We start from the raw sequence: 20063 nt of genomic DNA, 5'->3' as shown, positions 1-20063 counted from the left end.
AAAAAACCTCCAAATCCGGAGGTTTTTTATTTGCGTATTTTAAAAGCAGCATTTAGTTGCCCGCGCAGCATTTTATCTCTTATATCAGACTTTTTCATTTCTTCTTTTCTAATTTCAAAAGTCTGCATTCCATCTTCCATTTTATTAGCTACATCAACCAGCCTCTCCACGTCAGCAAAAGAATATTTTCTCGTGCCCCCTTTACTGCGGTCAGGGAAAACGAGTTTCCTTTCTTCATAATAACGGATCTGCCGCTCGGATAAGCCTGTTAACTCACTAGTTATACCGATGCTGATAACCTTTTTGTCTTTATAACTTAATGACAAAGCCATCCCCTTCTTTCTCCACAAAAATAAACTTTTTTATAATATATCATGGATTAAGAAAGGATATTGAATTTTTGTAAGATAATCTTACATAGATCAAAAAGTTACTTGTTTATTGCCTGGCGTTCAAGCAATTCTTTTAGCTCCTTAACTTCTTTTCTCAGCTCTTTGACTTCCTCATGCGTATTTTCAGCTTCTTTTTCGCCGTTTTCAGCTTTTTCAACGTTGTTAACAATTACACCTATAAAAAGGTTGAAAATAACAAATGTACCAACGAGTACAAATGCTACGAAATAGAGCCACGCCCATGGTAGTTCCGCAAAAATGGGCCTCATCACATCACTGGCCCAGGACTCCAGAGTAACAACCTGGAAAAGTGTCAGAAGGGACAACTGCAGACTTCCGAAATATTCAGGTGCTGTAGACTGGAAAAGCATTGTACCTATAACTGCGAAAATATAGAAAATAATACTCATCAGAAACATAATGTTTCCGAGAGCAGGAATAGTCATTAATAATGCATCAACGAGTTTTCTTAGAGAGGGGATAACTGAAACAGCTCTGAAAACCCGTAATACGCGTAAAATCCGCAGAACAGTCACAAAATAGGCCCCTACAAACAAATGGCCGGCAGCAACAATAAGAAAATCAAACCAGTTCCAGCTGTTTTTAAAAAAGTGCTTAATCGTTCGTGCGGCCAAGAGTCTTAAAGCTATTTCGATTGTAAAAATCCATAACAGAATTTTGTCAGCTGTCCAAAAAAAGGAACTGTATTCTGAATATAAAGCTGGATAAGTTTCCAGGCCAACTACGACAGCATTTATCAGAATGAGGGTTATAATAATACCTGTAAACCATTTATGCTCAACAATTGAATGCAGCTTTGATTTCCATTCAGGCGGCAGCGTCTTTTTTCCCATACTTAAAACCCCTTCAGCATACTTTTAGAAATCCAATCTGTTAAACTCGCAAATAATACGGCTTTATATAAATTCTATACTATTCTACTAAAAACATAAGTCAGAAGAAACCTCCAATGATTTATCATTGGAGGACGTTTTTAAGCACCTTTTGTAGCTGTATTATTATTTAAAATTTTACGGCTGACTTCATAGGCGCTCGAAAAGGACAGTTCTGACAGCTGGCCATACCCTTGGCACCAGTCACCGGCAAAATAGACATTCGGAAGGCTGGTGAAGTGAGTAGGGAGGCCGCGCTGGTTCATAGCCCATCTAATGGCCTGCAAAACCGGTTTTTTGGAGGCACGGGGAATGGCTAAATGTTTACGCCACCCTTCAAAGTGTTTATCATAAAATTCTTCCATTCTTTCTCTCATTTGATCGTGTGCTTCAGGATCATTAATTTCATTTTGTTTTAAGTACCCCACAGCCTGTAGAATCTGGCCTCCAGGCGGGGCTGCTTCCATATCATAATAAGAGATATCCGTAATAAAAATCTGTCTGTTCTTATCAAAGATATAAGTGTAATCAGACTCAATACGCTTTTTAAGCCCGATGTCATAAAACATTACGTAAGTCGGTTCATAATCAGTGTATTTTTCCAAATCGGATTTGATCGGCGACTCCCTGAATAATTTTTGAAGTTCTTCAGGAGGAATGGCGAAAATAAAATGATCAGCGGAAAAGGAATGCTTTTTAGTCTGTACTTCAGATACATGTTCGCCCTCTGTAACAAGGCTTGATATTTTTGTTTTTTCAAGTATCTCTCCGCCATTTTCTTTAATAATTCTTTTGAACTCATTGATAAGCACGATCCATCCGCCTTGGATGAAGCTCACAGGAATACTTGTTTTAAACAAACGCCTGTAATAATCAAAAAATACATCAGACGGGATGCTGTCAGGATCTCCTGAAAAAAAGTTGGTAGTAGCCAGGTTAAGCATCATTTCCTTGACTGCCGGACTGATCTTTCTAAGTTCTATCCATTCCTGTATAGATAAATTAGGGTCGCCTTTTTCAATGCCAAGTGTGGTAAAAAGCATATGATAAGCAAAGCGGAATTTATCCATTCCTTTTAAAAGTTTTGTCTGCAGCATTCCTCCTATATTGGAAGGAATAACGGAAGTATCATCACCCATATCATACTTTGCTTTCAATTGGGTATAATCTTCCCAATGTATGTTTAATCCGAGTTCCTTTTCCATTTTAGTCAGGTAGGAAGTGTCTCTTGCATATATTGCGTGAGCTCCAAAATTAAACTGGTAGCCTTTAAGTTTTATAGTCATGGCTCTTCCGCCAAGTTTTCCCCGCTCTAATAGCGCCACTTTTTTGCCGTGATAGGCGAGGTAAGCGGCTGAGGATAAACCGGCGAGCCCGCCTCCTACGATAACGGCATCGTACTGGCTCTTTCTCATTTTGTTACCTCCCAATAATAGTGAGAATATATCTTAATCTGTTTGTGTAATTACTGTTTAAGTGCTGTAATTATTATATCTTACTAAAGAGGGCTTTTAAAGGAAATAAAATAATTCCCGGTCCCTTTAAGGAAAGGGCCGGGAAATACTGGCACTATAAATGATTTTTATTAAAGGCCAGTGCATTCGTTTCTGATCCACCTAATTCTTTTGACCTCTCAAATGCTCTGTGAATACAGTTTATCATGATGTCTTGCATACCCTGTTCTTTTAACACTTTAAATCCTGCTTCTGTGGTTCCGCCGGGGCTCATAATCTGCTGATACAGAATGGAGGGGGAAAGGTCATTCTCCTGCACACGAAGTCCCGCTCCAAGTAATGTTTGTGAAACAAGGTGGCGTGCCAGCTTTTTATCTATTCCTATTTCTTCTGCTGCCAATTCCATTGATTCCATTAAATAATAGATGTATGCGGGCCCTGTGCCTGTTAAGGCAGTCATCGCATCCATTGATTGTTCAGGGACTTCGGCTGTATCGCCTACCAGCTGAAACAAATGGTTTATGGAGGTTTTTTGGTCTGCGGTCACCCACTTCCCTGCTGCATAAGGCGTCATAGAGGCATTTACAACGGCAGAAGTGTTAGGGATTGTCCGCATAACAGGAACCTGGGTTTCAGGAAAAAAATCTTCCATTGAATTAATTGTTACACCCGCCATAACTGACACTAAAGGAGTGTCCGGGTTTAGAAAGTTTTTAAAAGGTGCGAGTGCCTTTTGCCAGTCTTTCGGTTTACAGGCAAGAATGAATATATCTCCATGGTCGTAAATCTTTTCCGGAGATCTGGAGGTTTTTATTCCGTAAGTCTCTTCAAGCTCCTTAAGGCGCAAATCATTGGAACGGTTCGAGGCCAGTATATTTCCGGAAGGTACTTTTCCGCTTCTCACCCAGCCAGCTGTAAGAGCTTCAGCCATAGACCCTCCGCCTAAAATTGATATGTTTACCATTATTAACTCCCACCTTATCCATTATCTTTTAATTTAGAATATTTAAAATTTCTCCCATTATGAATCTCAATGGCTGAAAAGTCAACCAGAAAATCAAGACGTTTTTTACCTCGAACTCATATGCCGTTATAATGAGTACAGACGTTTGAAAGAGAGGGATACTTTATGAAAAAAAGTTTACATAATGAACGGGTCATAATCACTGGAGCTTCCAGCGGAATAGGAAAAGAAATGGCTATAGAAGTTGCGGCGAGAGGAGGGGAGCCGGTCCTTTTAGCCCGGTCCGTTGACAAGCTCGAACACCTTTCCCGGCATATATACGAAAATACAGGTGTTAAAGCCCCTTATTATAAGCTGGATGTCACAAGTTCTACAGCTATCAAATCTACTTTTAATCATATTTTTAAAGAAGCTGCCAAACCAACAACACTTATTAATAACGCTGGGTTTGCTATTTTTGATTATGCGGAAAACGCAACTGAAAAGGATATTGAAGACATGTTCCGGGTTAATGTTTTCGGAACGATTGCCTGTACACAGGCAGCTATTCCTTATATGAAAGAAAATAATTATGGGCAAGTGATTTTTATCGCTTCTCTGGCGGGTAAAATGGCGACTCCTAAGGCGAGTGTCTATTCGGCAACAAAACACGCTGTTTTAGGGTTTGCTAATGCTCTGAGAATGGAAATGAAGGAGACGCCGGTACACGTAAGCGTAGTGAATCCAGGTCCTGTAAGAACGAATTTTTTCCAGACTGCAGACTCCACAGGGGACTACGAGAAAAATGTTGAAAAAATGATGCTGGAGCCCGACTATGTTTCTTCAAAGATCGTTAAACTTGTGGTTAAACCTAAGAGAGAGATAAATCTTCCTGGCTGGATGGGAACAGGCGCTAAATTATATCAGCTGTTTCCGGGAGTAGTAGAGAAACTTGCAGGTAAAAGATTAAACCGGAAATAACAGGAGACTTACCATAATATATATGGCTTGTAAACGGGAATGGTTGTTCCTGCCGATGCCAGACTCCGTGATAACCTTTGCTGAAACTGAATTCTTATTCATTTTATCCTTAAAAATGTAACTTAAAGTTCACAAAAAGTTCACAAAATATTCTCCTGAATAGTGTATAGTAAAGCATGTAATTAATAAATTCCGTGATTGATTTCACAAACATTTAACGGAAAAAAAGAGAGGAAGTCTAAGTTGATCGTAAAAGATTTAGTGGAGACGAGAGAACTTTTAACTGACGAGACAAATGAAAATGTGTTTGTAGTGTATGAACGCTTTGAGAATGTAGATTGCCAGTGTGACGGCCGTAACTTGGAAGAAATTGAGTGTGACCCCGAAGAAATGGTTCAAATCCTGCTTGGAAATCCCGAATCTGCAGACTCATTAAAGAGTGTAAAAACATACCAGGTTGGTGTAGTATTCAGTTCAGTCGACGCGATCATTAAAGATATTTATACAAATTACAGAGATTATTTAAAAAAAGATGACGTCCTGGTACCTCTTGGTTAATCCAAGAGGTTTTTCTTTGTCATTTTCTAGTCTATAATTAAAACAGAGTACAAAAAAAGGAGAGAAACCTATTGGTAAATGTATTGTTTGTGTGCTTAGGGAATATTTGCCGTTCTCCTATGGCTGAAGCCGTTTTTCGTAATGAAGTTAAAGAAGCGGGGCTCGATCACCTGATTTATACTGACTCGGCAGGCACAGGAAACTGGCATATTGGAAAGCGGCCTCATGAAGGAACGCTGGAAATACTTGATAAAAATCAGGTCGATCATACAAAGATCACCGCCCGGCAAGTTGGAGAAAAGGATTTAACGGATTTTGATTATATTATTGCTATGGATGCGTCTAACTTAGGAAATCTGAATCGCTTAAAAGGCAGTAATAAGTCAGGGGAGATTTTCCGGTTACTTGATTTTGTACCGGAGGCCATTACAGAAGATGTCCCCGACCCGTATTTTACCGGCAATTTCAATGAGGTCTACGAAATGGTAGAAAAGGGATGCGCCAACTTGCTGACATATATTAGGAAGAATGAAAACATTTAGCTGGAAGGGGCTATGTTCAAAAGACTGTCTTTTGAGCATAGCCCTTTAAATGCATGAATTTATATGGCTCAGAGGCTGGATTCAGGCTTCTTTTAAAAAATTTATCAAGGTTTGTATTTATTTTTAAATAAATGAATAATGATTCCTAATGCATCTGGTTTAACAATCTTACCGTAAGGGAAATATTCTTTACAACGATTGAAAAAGGAGAGGAGTGGAACCTGGTGAGTGAACTGAACCGGTTTATACATGCCAGACACTGGATGAAAAGTAACGAGAATTTTTTAACGACCTGGCATGCACATGTAGGATACAAATTAGATTTATTTCACCACTTCGCTGAAAACACCTCTGTCAGCCAGGTTGCAGATCATTGCAGTATTGACTTGCCGCTGTTAAATAGATGGGTTGAAGTAGGCTTGGAAGTAGGCCATTTGAAAAAAAGTGTAAGAGGTAAAATTAAAGCAAAAAAGAAAATGGTGAAGTACGCCTCAGCTCAAAGTTCTGAGTCTGTCGGAATATTATTGAGAGAAATGATGGAATTACATATTCCCGCATTACTCGAGTATCCGGAGTTGATGAAATCGGGTGAGCGAATTACTTACTTAGAAGACAAATTTGCGGAAGTGGTAGCTGAGACTTCGACACTGTTAGAAAAAGCGGCAGTGGGGCCTGTATTAAAATGGATAAAAAAAGAACAGCCAAATTCTATTGTGGATATGGGCTGCGGGTATGGAGGCTATTTAAAAAATATTCATGACCGTTTTCCTGATATTCAATTGCAAGGTGTAGAAATTAACAAGCAGGTTTGCGAGAAAGCTGAGGCTGCATTAGGTGGAGCAGTACCGGTCTACAATGGAGATATGGTAGAGTTTATCGAGTCATTTAATAATAAAGTTGATTTGGTCATGGCGCATAATCTGCTTTATTATTTTCCGAAGGAAGAAAGAGAAGGACTTTACACGAAAATATCACGAATTTTAAATAAAGGCGGATCAGTTACATTTATTACTCCTGTTATGGGAGCAAAATATGGCCAGACCTTTACCACAGCTTTTAATACATTTATGACTGTCCACGATAATTTATATCCATTACCCACGCTGGATGAGATTAAACGGGACAGCAAAAAAGCGAAACTTAAAGTGAAAGAAGTGACCCCGCTTATTAAGGAAGGCGGCTGGTATCTGGTTACTTTGAGAAAGACAAAGTAAACAGCAGGTCTCCCTTTTTAAAAAAGTGTATAAAGGACATCCCTCTCTGAATATCTTTATTGTACAACTGACTTTAGTTTCAATTAAGAGGAGAGGGATATTCTATGTGTGGTATTACTGGCTGGGTTGATTTTAAACGAACGTTGGCTCAAGAAGAAGAAAAAGTAAAAAGAATGGCCGGCACACTCTCCAGCCGCGGCCCTGACACCAGTACCACGTGGACAATGAACCACGTGGTTTTTGGTCATACGAGACTTATTGTAGTTGATCCTTCCGGAGGCGGCCAGCCGATGACACGTTATAAAGATGGACACTTATTTACGGTTTGTTATAACGGTGAATTATATAACACTGAAGATATTAGAAAAGAACTTTTATCTTATGGCTACACCTTTCAATCGTACTCTGACACAGAAGTGCTGTTAACTGCCTATATACACTGGCGCGAAAAATGTGTTGAAAAACTGAATGGCATATTCGCTTTTGCAGTATGGGATTCTGAAAGGAACTGCCTGTATTTAGCCAGGGACAGGTTAGGAGTCAAACCTTTATTTTACTATATTCTCGACGGTGGCCTTTTGTTCGGCTCGGAAATTAAATCACTCCTTGCCCATCCTGCAGTTAAATCAGAGGTAGATGACGGGGGGTGGAGAGAAATATTTGGTCTAAGCCCTTCCAGGACACCTGGACATGGCGTTTTCAGGAACGTAAAGGAGCTGAAGCCTGCTCATTGGCTCATAATGAATGAAAGCGGAATAACGTCACACAGGTATTGGCAGGTAAAAAGTATTGTCCATCGTGGAACGATTGATGAAACGGCAGAACAGATACGCCTTTTATTAAAAAGGACAGTGGAAAGACAGATGGCTGCTGATGTGCCTGTATGCACCTTCTTATCGGGCGGACTTGATTCCAGTGCTATTACGGCATTTGCAGCAAATTATTCAGAAATTAATAATTTACCTAAACTTAAAACCTTTTCAATTGATTATGAAGAAAACGATCTTTATTTCAAGGCAAATAAATTCCAGCCTAATGAAGATGCACCTTGGATAAAGAAAGTGTCTCAAGCTTTCAATACAGCTCATTATCAGGCGATTATTACACAAACTGATCTTTTTAATTATTTAAAAAAAGCAGTGACGGCGAGGGATTTGCCTGGAATGGCTGATATCGATTCTTCTCTCTTGTGGTTTTGCGGAGAAGTTCGAAAAAAAGCAACAGTCGCTCTGTCCGGAGAATGCGCAGATGAAATATTTGGCGGTTACCCGTGGTTTCATGATAAAAAGTTTCTTTCTGGAAACAGCTTCCCCTGGATGACCTCTATTAATGAACGGGAACAGCTGTTGAGGCCGGAATGGAGAAAAAAACTTAACTTAAAAGAGTACGTCGATTTACGTTATGAAGAAACTGTTAGAGAGACTCCGTTATTAAACGGAGAGAATAATACAGAAGCGGCACGCCGAAGAATGTTTTACCTGAATATCAACTGGTTTATGTCAACGCTGCTTGACCGTAAAGACAGGATGAGCATGGCGGAAAGCCTGGAAGTGAGAGTCCCATTTGCAGACCATGAGTTAATTGAATATGTATGGAATATTCCATGGAAGATGAAAATGCTCGATGGCAGAGAAAAAGGCATATTAAGAAAGGCTTTAGAAGGAATGCTCCCTGATGATGTCCTCTATAGAAAGAAAAGCCCTTATCCAAAAACCCATCATCCGGTGTATAAAAAATTAGTCTCAAATTCAATGAAAAAAATTGTCAAGGAGAAAGATTCCCCGCTTTTCGATTTCTTTAATTATGAAAGTTTGAAAGATCTTGCCGAGACAGAAGGTCATTCTTTTCAAAACCCTTACTTCGGCCAGCTTATGACTGGGCCGCAGCTGATCGCTCATTTACTCCAAGTGGACATGTGGATGAGAGAATACAATATCAAAAAAGTGTAATCAGTTAATTGCCAGTCTTCTTATTTTATTTCTGTAACTACAGGTCAAATTACTCCCTTAAAAAGAGGAATTTTCCAGTCATGCAGAGAATGTATTCTATTGTAGTTAAATCTAATTGGGGAGGTATCTTCATGGAGCTCGGAGGCTATAAAAATCACGAAGCCTGGGTAAATTTGTCGGAAGGTACAATTCAGTATCGGAAGTTAAACGAAGAAGACCTTAAAAATTATGTCGGTGCGAGGGGACTGGGGGTAAAATACCTGGTAGATCAGGGAGTTTATAATGTTGATGCTTTTTCACCTGACAATATTCTTGCGGTCATGACAGGTCCGCTGACAGGCACCAGGATTCATATGAGCGGGCGATTATGCACGGTGACACGGTCGCCTTTGACCGGCACAGTGACAGATTCTCATATGGGCGGATGGACGGCAGCCCGATTAAAATGGGCGGGGTTTGACAATTTGATTTTTACAGGAAAAAGCGATAAGCCAGTGTACTTATATGTAGAAGACGGAAAAGCAGAATTGAAAGATGCCTCTTCTTTATGGGGAAAGGGCGTAAGGTCAACTGTAAAAGCTCTCGAAGACCTTTATGGCGCTAAAGACACCAGTATTATGACCATCGGGCAAGGCGGTGAAAACCTCATTCGCTTTGCAGGCTGGATGAATGAAGATGACCGCGCTGCAGGAAGGGGAGGAACAGGGGCAGTAGCAGGTTCAAAAAATTTAAAAGCAATTGTCATTAAAGCATCCCAGCGGGGGAATATGCCTGAACCTGCCCGTCCGGACGAGTATAAGACAGCAGTGAAATCAGGCTTGAAAGCGATTAATGAGGGAGCTCTTACAGCGCCGAATAAAGGCGGGCTTTCAGTCTACGGGACGAACGTCCTTATGAATATTATTAATGAGTCGGGCGCATTGCCGACAAATAACTCCCAGACTACCGTATCCGAGCATGCGGAAGCTGTTAGCGGTGAGACAGTAAGAGAAGAAATTCTGGTCAGCGAACCGACTTGCCATGCCTGTCCGGTAGCCTGTAAAAAAGAGGTTGAAGTAACGGTAGGGAAGTATAAAGTGAAAGTGGAAAGCTTTGAATTTGAATCCGCCTGGGCGTTGGGGCCAAACTGCGGAACCGGAAATAAGGAAGCTGTCGCTTATATGATAGACCGATGTAATGAATACGGAATAGATACTATTGAACTCGGCCACGTCTTCTCCGTGGTCATGGAAGCATATGAGAAAGGGCTTATTAAAGAAGGCCTTAATTGGGGAGACGAAGACGGGATGATCGAATGGATTAATAAGATTGTCCACCGCGAAGGAGTCGGAGATATACTGGCGGAAGGGCCGTCTCGTGCGGCAAAAAGTTTTGGAAACGCAGACTTGGCGATGGTAGTTAAAGATCAGGCAATTCCAGCTTATGATCCTCGCGGAATTCAAGGGATCGGGCTGGGGTATGCGACAAGTAACCGGGGAGCCTGCCATTTAAGAGGGTATACAGTATCTGCAGAAATAGCCGGGCTTCCTGAACCGGTCGACAGGCTGACAGTAGAAGGAAAAGGAAAACTTTTAAAAGTATTTCAAGACCTGCATGCTTTCTCAGACTCCCTCGACCTTTGCAAATTTTCGGCTTTCTCTGAGGGTGCTGATTTATATGCCGAACAATATTCTGCTGTAGTTGGTATTGAATTAACAGGCGACGATATTATGAAAATAGGAGAAAGAGTATATAACATTGAAAGATATTTTAATAATAAGGCAGGATTTGGAGGGAAAGAGGATACTCTTCCGAAGCGCTTCCTGAACGAAAAAGCAGGCGGAAACTCAGAAGGCTCTGTTTCCCACCTCCCGCAAATGCTCAACGAATATTATGAAGCACGCGGCTGGAAGGAAGGCATAGTCACACCGGAAAAACTTAAAGAACTTAACATTAAAACGAATGTAGGAGCTTAAAGTAATAAAAAATGACCAGCTCTGTTTTTCGAAAAATTAACAGGAGCTAAATAGCACGGGGGCGTCTCAAAAGCAAAATTATTGGGGCGCCCTCTTATTATTTAAATTTACTGAATCCATCTTCACGGTTTAAAAGGCACACTAAGAGGGAATACGTCCTTCATTAGTCCCGTAATACGCTTGGCCTGCCCTTAAAAATGCCATACAGCAGTTATCCGCCTGCCCTAAATGTTTTAAGGCGGAATTTTTTTAATATTTTTTCCAGTTCCTGTTCTTTTTCAGCTTCAAATTTCACAATGACGACCGGAATTTCTGAATGCATAAACATAACAGGCGGTTTACTAATTAATACACATAACCAGTTCTTATGCCTGACGACTGCTCTGCCGTTCTCAACCTTGCTGGCTATACCGCCTAACTGAGTCAGATAGGAAATCAGTTCCTTCTGGGGTATACCCCGGTTTTCTAGTGTTTCTGTAACAGTCATGCTTATCCACCTGCTACTGGAGGGAAAAGAGCGAGCTGGTCATCGGGTTTTACAATCGTCTCTAATCCTTGTAAATGAATAATATTACGTCCATTAATAAAAACATGGACATGCTGTTTTACTTGCCTGTCAGTTGTAAAAATTTCTTCCTCCATAGCTGGAAACTGGCTGATGACCTCATCCAGCAGATCACCGATACGACTGTTATCTTCATAATCCACTTGAATGGTTTTCCCGCCGCAAATCTCTCTGAAAGTGGCAAAAACTTTTATTATCACCGGCACATCACCTCTTTCTCTTATTATGGAGTGAAATGAAATAATTTACAATCCTGTTTCAGGATTAATTAATTGCAAAAATAATAAAATGGATATACAATTTGTATAACTTTTGTTTAGGGGTTATACAATCAGGGAATAGTTTTTAAAATACACCGGTATAAAGAGGTGGGAGAAATGCCGCAAAGAAAAATAGCAATTATCGGAGCCGGCCCTGGAGGACTGGCAGCAGCAATGATGCTTTCTGCCAAAGGTTTTCAGGTCCAGATTTTTGAAAAACAAGATTACGTGGGAGGCCGCACCTCCTCTTTTACTAAGCAGGGATATACTTTCGACCTAGGTCCTACTTTCTTTAGTATGCCGTTTATTCTGGAAGAGATATTTGAATCTTCAAATCGCAGATTAGAAGATTACGTCACGTTAAAAAAACTTGACCCTATGTATACATTATCTTTTGATGATTTAACAATAAAAGCGAGTTCTGACCCTGAAAAAATGAGACAGAATATCGAGAAACATTTTCCAGGGTACGGGAAAAACTATGACAGGTTTATGAATGATACGAGAAAGAAAATGAATGCCCTGCTGCCTGTTCTGCAAAATAAACACGCGTCCCTTTTTGATTATTTACGGCTCAGGAGTCTAAAAGCTATACCCCAGCTGGAGATTGGGAAGTCGCTTCACGACGTCTTGTCAAAATACTTTGATGACGAACGGCTGAAATTATCTTTTACATTCCAGTCAAAATATTTAGGTATGTCGCCTTGGGACTGCCCCGGCGCTTTCAGTATTCTCTCTTTTATGGAACACGAATATGGGGTCTTCCATCCTGCAGGAGGTTTAAACCAGTTAGCTAAAGCAATGGCTGAAGTTGTTAGGGAGCACGGAGGAGAAATCCATACAGGCACGGGAGTGAAAAAATTCATACTTAATGGTACGAGGGACATAAGCGGTCTTGAATTAGATAACGGCGAGACAATCGATGTCGATGATGTCGTTATGAATGCGGATTTTGCACAGGGAATGAGCCAGCTGGTGGATGATGAAAAACGGCGAAAATATAAAAATATTAAGTTGCAGAAGAAAAAATATTCCTGCTCCACTTTTATGATTTACGCAGGTGTTAACAAGCCGGTGGACCTTGATCATCATACCATTCTGTTTTCCGAGGATTATAAAAGAAATGTAGAAGAAATAACGAAGTCGAAAATTATGTCTGATGACCCGTCTGTCTATGTGCAGAATGCGTCCATTACAGATCCTTCTCTGGCTCCTGAAGGTAAATCTTCTCTTTATATTCTGGCGCCGGTGCCCAATAACTTCAGCGGAATAGACTGGCATAAGGAAAAAACAGACTTCCGTGATTTAGTACTGGATCAAGTAGAGAAAAGAGCAGGTTTGACCGATATTAGAAAAAATATGGAAGTTGAAGAAATCCTTACACCTTACGAATGGGAATTTGACAAACATGTTTATAAAGGGGCTACTTTTAACCTCGCTCATAACCTTGGTCAGATGATGTATTTCCGTCCTCATAACAAGCTGCGTGAGATGAACAGGTTATGGCTTGTTGGCGGGGGAACCCATCCCGGAAGCGGATTGCCTACCATATTTGAATCTGCGAAAATCACAGCTGATCTAATTGCACGAACCTACGGAGTGAAGGAGGAGAAAGCATGAAGACAGCGATTATTGGGGGAGGCATCGGGGGAATGGTTTCCGCTCTGTATTTACAGCAGAAAGGCGAGAACGTAACGGTTTATGAGAGACACAATAAACTAGGAGGCCGTCTTGCTTTTATGGAAAGAGATGGTTACCGGATAGACGAAGGCCCGACTATTGTCCTTCTTCCTCACATGATTAAAGATATTTTAAAAGAATTAAGCATTGACCTTTCTAAACTGGAAATGGTCAAAATTGATCCTATTTATCCGCTTCATTTTAAGGATGGAAAAAAACTTCTTAAATGGAGTGATAAACATAAGCAGGCTGAAGAAATTGAAAGGCTGTTTCCAGGTGAAAGCGATCATTTCCACGAATATATGGATAGCATGAGAGAGCGTTTTGAAAAGGGAAAAGAAGCTTTTCTTGACCGGCCGTTTGTTAACCGGCGCTCGTTCTGGACTAAAAATAATATTAAGACTCTGATGAAACTCAAAGCCTATCAGACTGTAAGAAGTCAGACTAAAAAGTTTTTTAAGTCTAAACAACTCCAGGAAGCTTTCTCACTGCAAACATTGTATATTGGCGGATCTCCTGAACAAACGCCCGCTATTTATTCACTGGTGCCTTTCAGCGAGCATGAACACGGAATCTGGTATATTAAAGGCGGCTACGCGTATTTAGCAGAGCTGCTGGAGGAAGAGCTGGCAAACCGCGGCATTAATATTGAATACAAGACAGAAGTCGAACGAATCGAAACTGCTGAAAACCGGGCCACCTCTCTGTCAGTTAATGGAAAGAATTTTACGTTTGACCGTTTTATTTTAAATGGAGACTTCCCTGTTGCCGAAAAGCTGCTGCAAAAGAAATCCGGCAGAGCGTATACCCCTTCGGTGGGTACTCTTCTTATCTATCTTGGTATCGAAGGAATGCTAACTACCAGCCATGTGCATCAATTTTTTATGGGAGAAGAGCTGGACAGCCAAATGAAAGAGATTTTTGTTAAAAAGGCACTGCCTTCAGACCCTTCCTTTTACTTGTTTAACCCATCCTTAATAGACGCGTCACTAGCCCCGCCGGGTAAAAGTGCCGCCTATCTGCTTATTCCGGTCCCGGCTTCCGGAGAAATTACGAGAGAAGAATATCTCACTTATGCTGATAGAATTATCGATCAGTTAAGTAAAAGGCTGGATACGGGCCTAAAAGAAAAAATAATCTGGAAGGAAGTCAGGACTCCAATCGAAGCGAAAAGAGACGGGTTATTTGACGGGGGCAGTTTCGGAATTGCTCCGACGTTATTTCAGTCAGGGGTATTCCGTCCGCAGCTCAAACCTTTCGAGTATGAGAACATTTATGCTGTCGGAGCGTCTGTTCATCCGGGCGGCGGTGTTCCTATCGTGATGCAGGGAGCTAAAATACTGTCACAGTTTATAGATGAAGAACAAAGGGGCAGTGATCAGGAATACAACCAGGGTTAAAGTAAACGGCAAACGGTAACCTTTTGGATGAACATTCAGCAGAGGAGGAGTGGCTTATGCACGTAAATGAAGCCTACCAATCTTGTAAAAAAATAATAGACTATCACTCAAAAACTTTTGCTAAAGCTTTTCAGCACTTACCCTTAAAAAAACGCCGGGCAGTTTGGGCAGTTTATGCGTTTTGCCGTACAGCTGATGATATTGTAGATGAAGGCCTCACTCCCGAAAAAGACATACAGGAATTTAAAAGGCAGCTCGATTTATTTTCAGCCGGTCAGCTGCCTGAGCCTTCTCCGCTGTGGATTGCTTTAAAGGATACCTTTCAACGTTTCGACTTTGACTTAGCTCCTTTCTATGAGATGATTGCAGGACAGGAAATGGATTTAAAGAGAAAGAGGTATACGTCGCTCGATGACGTTCTTGATTATTCCTATCATGTTGCCAGCACGGTAGGGCTCATGCTTCTTCCTATTCTCGCTCCTCGAAATAAGGATAAGCTTACAGAGAGTGCCATCTATTTAGGATATGCTATGCAACTGACTAATATATTAAGGGATATAGGAGAAGATTTAGGCAGAGGCAGAGTTTATATTCCTGAGGAACTGATGGTAAAGCACGGTTATACTTTGTCTATGCTGGAAGAAAATGATATTAACCTGCCATTTAAAGCTCTGTGGGAAGAGATGGCGTGTCTTGCAGAAAACTATTATGAGCTAAGCCTTGAGTCCATTCATTTATATCCGGCTGCTTCCAGGATGCCAGTAAAAGCAGCTGCCCACTTCTACCGTGAGATTCTGAATTCTGTACGTTCAAACGGGTATGATGTATTCGGGCAAAGAGCTTTTGTAACAAGTGAGGAAAAAAAACAGATATTAAGTACGATCGCTGAATAATTTAAGTAGCTGGGACGAGATTAAATTTTAATTGGAGGACAGAAGGCGGTGACGCCAGAGGAATTAAGCGTCGTCTGAAGATCCATCGGGGTGACCCGATTAGCTGAAGCCTTGCCCGAGGCAAGCGTGTATATTTTTGAACAAGCAACCCACATTAATGATTTTAGATAAACAAATGGCTCTCACATAAGTGAGGGCCATTCTTATTCACTTGCTTTTGTCCAGCCTCTTCTTATTCCGTTCACCGGCAAAAAAATGTTAAAATTCTTCAATAATCAGCCTGGCTGCATTCCGGCCGCTTAAAACAACCATAGGAGATCCGCCCCCGGGGTGTGTACTGCCCCCTGCAAAAAACAAATTAGAAAGGTCCTGTGACCGATTGTAAGGACGCAAAAATGTGTCCTTTTTTCTGTTGGATGCAATTCCGTAAAGGGCTCCCCGGTAGGCATAGAAGCGTTTAGCTATATCGCGGGGAGAGACCGTTTCCGACTGAATAAGCGAGTCTTTGATTGGAAGTCCTCTGTTGCTGAGCAGTTTATAAATTTTTTCTTCAAGCATTGAGCTCTCTGGGGCGCTTCCCTTGTTTGCAAGGGGTGGAGCGTTGACAAGAATAAACATGTTATCTCCAACAGGTGAGAGGGAAGGATCAGTTTTAGATGACGTACAAATATAAATAGTAGGGTCAATTCCATACTGGCCATCCTGAAAAATAGTTTCAAATTCTTCCCTGGTCCGGTCGCCGAAATAAACGTGATGATGGTGAACATTGTATCTTTCTGAGAGAGCGGCTAAGATGACAAAGGCAGAAATAGAAGGTTCATATTGATTAAATTTGCCGTCTGGCAGTGAAGGTCTCTCTTTTTCTTCAACCAGCCTCGGGTATTGTGTGAGCAGGTCCCCGTTTAATACAAACGCCTCTGCTTCAAGCACCTTGCCTTCTGCTGTTTCAACCGCCTTTATTTTTCCGTCTTTAGCTATGCATTTGACGACTTCTTCACCTTTACAAATGTCTACGCCAAGTTTTTGAGCTGCTTTCTCAAAGCCAAGAGCAATCTGATGGTTCCCGCCTTTCGTAAAATATACGCCGTCGCCCATTTCCAAATGGCCGATTAAAGCGAAGGTAGCCGGAGCGTTAAAAGGGGAGGAGCCAATATATGTGGCATAACGGTTAAATGCCTTTATAATTCTCTCATCTTTAAAATAACGTCTATGAAAGCGATCAAGGCTTTCTAGAGGTCTGGAAGATGACATGGCTTTAGCGAGAGGCAGGGATAAATAATCTTTCCACGAAGAGAATGTCCTGTTTAAAAAATGATTCTCCGCCAGCTGATAGAGTTTTTTTACTTCATTTAAATAATCATTGTATTTGGCAGCAGAGTAACTATCCAGCCTGTTTAACTCTTCTGTCATTTCTTCTTTGTCAGAAGAAAAAAAGAGATGGGAACCATCTGGAAATTCGTTTTTAGTATGGGTGGTTAATTTAATAAACTGAAAATAATCATCCGGGTTTTCTCCGGCTTCAATTAAAACATTCCTGAAAACATGGGGCATAGTAATAGTGTTAGGGCCGAAATCGAAGTGGTGGGTGCCGAGGACCACTTCTTTAAGTTTCCCTCCTGAATAATCATTTTTTTCAAACAAGGTAGTTTGAAATCCTTCCGATTGGAGTTTAATGGCCGCAGATAAACCAGCCAGGCCTCCACCGATCACGACGGCGCGCTTTTGCTTATTCATTGATAGGTCCGTCCTTTCCACTCAAATCCACGTTGGGATAACCCCAAGTATGACGAGTAAATCATTAATAATATCATCGACAGAAGAGCAAAGGGAGTCAGGCTGAATAGCCACCATTTCTGTCCTGTAAAAAGGTCGACTGTTAACTTTATCAGCATGGTTAACAAAAGTGGAAAGAGCAATATAAGATTATTCTGAATCAGCCCCGCTGCAGCGATAGGCAAAGGTAAAATAAAAAATACAAAATAAAAAAAGATAAGTCCAATGACTATGAAAGGATTTCTTCCGAGTCCGGGAAACAGATTTTTCGAGAAGCCTTCCCATACTTCCCTGCTCGTCTCGTACATATAACACAAGACGCTGTTTGTATTATTCACCAGTCTTACCTTATAACCGTTTTTTTTAATTTCACGTGCGATATGCACATCTTCTACTAACGAATTTTTTACTTTTTCATGCCCTCCCATAGAAGTGTAGGCGTCCCGGCGGAACAGCATAAAAGAGCCGTGAGCAGCTGTGGCTGCAGGCCATCTGGTTAGATTTGCGAGTAATACCGGCAAGTGAAGGAGCACCACAAAATGCTGCATAGGAACGAGAAGGTGACCTAAGAAGCTTTTAACCGGGTACCGGGGGAAACCGGTCACGAGACCTGTATCAGATTTAACTGCATTTAAAGACCGCTCGATTGTTTGCGGGTGCAGCCGCACATCGGCATCGATAAATAACAAATAGCCTGCAGATGATCTGAATGCGAGCTGATGGCAGGCATGCACCTTTCCTACCCAGCCATCAGGCAGAGGTTTTCCTTCAATAATTGTAAACCGCTGATCATTGCCAATGGTCTTTTCCAGCAGTCGCCTTGTTGCATCTGTCGAGCTGTCATCCAGAATAATAAATTCGGAATTTTTATAAGAAAGGCTCTTTAAAGACTGCACCAGGCCTTCTATATTGCGCTCTTCATTTCTTACAGGAATAAGAACGGATACGCGCGGACTGAGCCCCGCAGAGGAGGCGCGGTCATCCTTCAGCCTTGGCAGACATATGGCGTTAGTTAATACCCATACGCCCATAGCGGCTAATGCAGCCAGGTAAAGGTATAGCAGCATTTATTTCCCCCCTTTAAACCATGTCTTCAGATATTCCCATCTCTGGCCGATTCCCTGTTTTCCTCTTAAAAGAACATTAAATGATTTAAATTGCCCGTTCACCACGGTTTGTTTTAATTCACCCAGCTGAAAGGTTACGGCGTCTTCAAACAGCTTTGTCTTTTTATGTCTATTCATATCCCTTTCCATATTTAAAGGTTTGCCGATATGAATATACCAGTCCGGAAGCTGATGATGAAAAAGGCCATGATAAAACGTTACAGGAATCACAGGAATATCCGAATTTTTGTCGTGCAAATAGGCTGCACCAGAGAAAAATGAAAGGGGCCTTTTTTCAAGGTGTGTTTCCTCCCCCTGGGGGAACAGAAACAGGTGTTTACCCCGGTTCAGCTCATCTGACGCATAGGTTAATGATTCCATTAAAGATCTCTTTGACGAAGGATTTACCGAAAAGGCGCCGAGCTTTCTGAAAAAAGGGAAGCGTTTCAGGCCGTCTTCTCCCATCATCGCTATTCCGTCCAGTTTAAGAAGGCGCTGATTCAGATAAAACAGGAATAAGCCATCCCACCATGAACTGTGGTTTATAAGATAAAGGCCCCCCGAAGCAGATGATGGCATATAAGAATTTTTTGTAATAAAAACTTTATTAAAAGATTTTTTAATTAACAAGCGGTTATACTGGTGAAAAATGTGCTCAAAGGCTTTTTTTCTTTCAGCTTTTATCATGGGCGGAGGTCCTTTTCTTTAAAATATAATACACAAAGTAGTAACACATTGCAGTAGCGGCAGAGAGCGCGGGAGCCAACCAAAGCTGATTAACTAAAGCAACGATTATAAACATCAGGGCCATCATGCCGTAAAGCAGCCTCATCCGGGCTGACCAGTATTCCGATCGACGGTTTATCCAGCCGTCCGATCGGTGATAGAGGCCGTAAATAAGTAAATGCAGGACAAAAGATAAAATAAACCATCCGTAAAAATTTGAGAAGGGTATGTCATAATAAAGACCCCCTTCATCCCATACCCAGTATTGTTTAACATCATAGGCGACAGGATCAATAATCAGATCAAGCGAAGTAGCTACCAGAGCTCCATAAAGGGCGTAACTGAGCCCTTTCAATCGGGGCACAGCTTTTGCCAGAGGGGCGGCCAGCACATGGGATGTACCTATTACCATTACCCAGGCAAATCCGATCGTCACAGGTACACCGATTAATTTTGGCCCAAAGTCTGATTCATACGTGTACTCTCCAAAAAAAAGTCCAGTATGAACCCCGAAACTTTCTATAGCTATTGAAAGAAAAAAGACAATCGCTATGGCAATTAACCCATACACTTTTGAGCCGCTCCGATAAAAATATATCATTGCCAGAAAGCCTGAAGTGATGAGAAAGACAACATTAGCCCATTCAAGCCAGGGAGGTACAAGGTCAAAAGATAATAAAAAAACTCCGATAATATACCATATAACAAAAAAACGGAATATGTAATAATCAAACTTAGGCATAAACAGTTCCCCTTTATTTTTCTGTAATTAGCTTTAT

19 protein-coding genes are annotated in these 20063 nt (G+C 41.2%); 9 read left to right on the top strand and 10 right to left on the bottom strand.

The genetic code is table 11. The annotated features are described in order from the left end of the window. Positions 1-26 precede the first annotated feature (26 nt). The 4 genes from BMW59_RS01510 to proC all read right to left on the bottom strand — a co-directional run bounded on the left by BMW59_RS01510 (position 27) and on the right by proC (position 3703). On the bottom strand, positions 27-332 hold the full coding sequence (locus BMW59_RS01510) for a MerR family transcriptional regulator (protein ID WP_093047240.1): 306 nt from the start codon (positions 330-332) through the stop codon (positions 27-29). 98 nt (positions 333-430) lie between these two features. Beyond that, entirely contained in the window at positions 431-1246 is an 816-nt protein-coding gene (locus tag BMW59_RS01505; RefSeq protein WP_093047239.1) for an ion transporter, read from the bottom strand. 140 nt (positions 1247-1386) lie between these two features. Continuing rightward, positions 1387-2700, bottom strand: coding sequence for a phytoene desaturase family protein (locus BMW59_RS01500; protein ID WP_093047238.1), 1314 nt, complete (start codon positions 2698-2700; stop codon positions 1387-1389). A gap of 154 nt (positions 2701-2854) precedes the next feature. Continuing rightward, positions 2855-3703, bottom strand: a complete 849-nt coding sequence (gene proC / locus BMW59_RS01495; protein WP_093047237.1) for a pyrroline-5-carboxylate reductase — start codon at positions 3701-3703, stop codon at positions 2855-2857. A 165-nt stretch (positions 3704-3868) separates the two neighbouring features. On the opposite strand from proC, the gene BMW59_RS01490 reads away from it, so the two are divergent. The 6 genes from BMW59_RS01490 to BMW59_RS01465 all read left to right on the top strand — a co-directional run bounded on the left by BMW59_RS01490 (position 3869) and on the right by BMW59_RS01465 (position 10881). After that, the gene (locus BMW59_RS01490; RefSeq protein WP_093047236.1) at positions 3869-4663 is read left to right on the top strand and encodes an SDR family NAD(P)-dependent oxidoreductase; all 795 of its coding nucleotides are present in this window, start codon (positions 3869-3871) and stop codon (positions 4661-4663) included. 243 nt (positions 4664-4906) lie between these two features. Next, entirely contained in the window at positions 4907-5221 is a 315-nt protein-coding gene (locus BMW59_RS01485; RefSeq protein WP_093047235.1) for a hypothetical protein, read from the top strand. 71 nt (positions 5222-5292) lie between these two features. Continuing rightward, a complete protein-coding gene (locus BMW59_RS01480) occupies positions 5293-5763 on the top strand; it encodes a low molecular weight protein-tyrosine-phosphatase (protein WP_093047234.1) in 471 nt (156 codons plus the stop codon). 224 nt (positions 5764-5987) lie between these two features. Next, complete coding sequence (locus BMW59_RS01475; RefSeq protein WP_093047233.1) at positions 5988-6977, top strand: class I SAM-dependent methyltransferase; 990 nt, start codon at positions 5988-5990, stop codon at positions 6975-6977. Positions 6978-7081: 104 nt separating this feature from the next. Beyond that, positions 7082-8926, top strand: a complete 1845-nt coding sequence (asnB, locus tag BMW59_RS01470; RefSeq protein WP_093047232.1) for an asparagine synthase (glutamine-hydrolyzing) — start codon at positions 7082-7084, stop codon at positions 8924-8926. 131 nt (positions 8927-9057) lie between these two features. Beyond that, positions 9058-10881, top strand: a complete 1824-nt coding sequence (locus BMW59_RS01465; protein ID WP_093047231.1) for an aldehyde ferredoxin oxidoreductase family protein — start codon at positions 9058-9060, stop codon at positions 10879-10881. Positions 10882-11092: 211 nt separating this feature from the next. Here the strand turns inward: BMW59_RS01465 and BMW59_RS01460 are convergent, their stop codons facing one another. Beyond that, complete coding sequence (locus BMW59_RS01460; RefSeq protein ID WP_093047230.1) at positions 11093-11368, bottom strand: MoaD-like domain-containing protein; 276 nt, start codon at positions 11366-11368, stop codon at positions 11093-11095. Positions 11369-11370: 2 nt separating this feature from the next. Continuing rightward, the gene (locus BMW59_RS01455; RefSeq protein WP_093047229.1) at positions 11371-11646 is read right to left on the bottom strand and encodes a ubiquitin-like small modifier protein 1; all 276 of its coding nucleotides are present in this window, start codon (positions 11644-11646) and stop codon (positions 11371-11373) included. Positions 11647-11823: 177 nt separating this feature from the next. Between BMW59_RS01455 and BMW59_RS01450 the strand changes: the two genes are divergently transcribed. The 3 genes from BMW59_RS01450 to BMW59_RS01440 are packed head-to-tail and all read left to right on the top strand — an operon-like array spanning position 11824 to position 15679. Beyond that, the gene (locus BMW59_RS01450; RefSeq protein WP_093047228.1) at positions 11824-13326 is read left to right on the top strand and encodes a phytoene desaturase family protein; all 1503 of its coding nucleotides are present in this window, start codon (positions 11824-11826) and stop codon (positions 13324-13326) included. Next, positions 13323-14786 carry a phytoene desaturase family protein gene (locus BMW59_RS01445; RefSeq protein ID WP_093047227.1) on the top strand — a complete coding sequence of 488 codons (1464 nt, stop codon included), beginning with the start codon at positions 13323-13325 and terminating at the stop codon, positions 14784-14786. The genes BMW59_RS01450 and BMW59_RS01445 overlap by 4 nt, the downstream gene beginning before the upstream one ends. Positions 14787-14842: 56 nt before the next feature. Then, positions 14843-15679, top strand: coding sequence for a phytoene/squalene synthase family protein (locus BMW59_RS01440; protein ID WP_093047226.1), 837 nt, complete (start codon positions 14843-14845; stop codon positions 15677-15679). Positions 15680-15937: 258 nt separating this feature from the next. Here the strand turns inward: BMW59_RS01440 and BMW59_RS01435 are convergent, their stop codons facing one another. Genes BMW59_RS01435 through BMW59_RS01420 form a run of 4 tightly spaced genes read right to left on the bottom strand, consistent with a single transcriptional unit; the run spans position 15938 to position 20026 of the window. Further along, entirely contained in the window at positions 15938-17413 is a 1476-nt protein-coding gene (locus tag BMW59_RS01435; protein WP_093047225.1) for a phytoene desaturase family protein, read from the bottom strand. After that, entirely contained in the window at positions 17410-18519 is a 1110-nt protein-coding gene (locus BMW59_RS01430) for a glycosyltransferase family 2 protein (protein WP_093047224.1), read from the bottom strand. The genes BMW59_RS01435 and BMW59_RS01430 overlap by 4 nt, the downstream gene beginning before the upstream one ends. Next, on the bottom strand, positions 18520-19245 hold the full coding sequence (locus tag BMW59_RS01425; RefSeq protein WP_093047223.1) for a lysophospholipid acyltransferase family protein: 726 nt from the start codon (positions 19243-19245) through the stop codon (positions 18520-18522). Further along, positions 19232-20026: a carotenoid biosynthesis protein gene (locus tag BMW59_RS01420; protein ID WP_093047222.1), complete on the bottom strand. Its 795-nt coding sequence runs from the start codon at positions 20024-20026 to the stop codon at positions 19232-19234. The genes BMW59_RS01425 and BMW59_RS01420 overlap by 14 nt, the downstream gene beginning before the upstream one ends. Between the last annotated feature and the right edge of the window lie 37 nt (positions 20027-20063).

It is taken from the genome of Salipaludibacillus aurantiacus (assembly GCF_900111295.1).
In the GTDB taxonomy this organism is placed as follows: domain Bacteria; phylum Bacillota; class Bacilli; order Bacillales; family Salisediminibacteriaceae; genus Salipaludibacillus; species Salipaludibacillus aurantiacus.
Note: the sequence above shows the minus strand (reverse complement) of the source record. Positions and strands in the feature narration are given on the sequence as shown.

What these genes read in the sequence shown, in the direction of transcription:
- BMW59_RS01510 (WP_093047240.1), bottom strand. Translation starts at nt 332, where the DNA reads ATGGCTTTGTCATTAAGTTATAAAGACAAAAAGGTTATCAGCATCGGT.
- BMW59_RS01505 (WP_093047239.1), bottom strand. Translation starts at nt 1,246, where the DNA reads ATGGGAAAAAAGACGCTGCCGCCTGAATGGAAATCAAAGCTGCATTCA.
- BMW59_RS01500 (WP_093047238.1), bottom strand. Translation starts at nt 2,700, where the DNA reads ATGAGAAAGAGCCAGTACGATGCCGTTATCGTAGGAGGCGGGCTCGCC.
- proC (WP_093047237.1), bottom strand. Translation starts at nt 3,703, where the DNA reads ATGGTAAACATATCAATTTTAGGCGGAGGGTCTATGGCTGAAGCTCTT.
- BMW59_RS01490 (WP_093047236.1), top strand. Translation starts at nt 3,869, where the DNA reads ATGAAAAAAAGTTTACATAATGAACGGGTCATAATCACTGGAGCTTCC.
- asnB (WP_093047232.1), top strand. Translation starts at nt 7,082, where the DNA reads ATGTGTGGTATTACTGGCTGGGTTGATTTTAAACGAACGTTGGCTCAA.
- BMW59_RS01465 (WP_093047231.1), top strand. Translation starts at nt 9,058, where the DNA reads ATGGAGCTCGGAGGCTATAAAAATCACGAAGCCTGGGTAAATTTGTCG.
- BMW59_RS01460 (WP_093047230.1), bottom strand. Translation starts at nt 11,368, where the DNA reads ATGACTGTTACAGAAACACTAGAAAACCGGGGTATACCCCAGAAGGAA.
- BMW59_RS01450 (WP_093047228.1), top strand. Translation starts at nt 11,824, where the DNA reads ATGCCGCAAAGAAAAATAGCAATTATCGGAGCCGGCCCTGGAGGACTG.
- BMW59_RS01445 (WP_093047227.1), top strand. Translation starts at nt 13,323, where the DNA reads ATGAAGACAGCGATTATTGGGGGAGGCATCGGGGGAATGGTTTCCGCT.
- BMW59_RS01440 (WP_093047226.1), top strand. Translation starts at nt 14,843, where the DNA reads ATGCACGTAAATGAAGCCTACCAATCTTGTAAAAAAATAATAGACTAT.
- BMW59_RS01435 (WP_093047225.1), bottom strand. Translation starts at nt 17,413, where the DNA reads ATGAATAAGCAAAAGCGCGCCGTCGTGATCGGTGGAGGCCTGGCTGGT.
- BMW59_RS01430 (WP_093047224.1), bottom strand. Translation starts at nt 18,519, where the DNA reads ATGCTGCTATACCTTTACCTGGCTGCATTAGCCGCTATGGGCGTATGG.
- BMW59_RS01425 (WP_093047223.1), bottom strand. Translation starts at nt 19,245, where the DNA reads ATGATAAAAGCTGAAAGAAAAAAAGCCTTTGAGCACATTTTTCACCAG.
- BMW59_RS01420 (WP_093047222.1), bottom strand. Translation starts at nt 20,026, where the DNA reads ATGCCTAAGTTTGATTATTACATATTCCGTTTTTTTGTTATATGGTAT.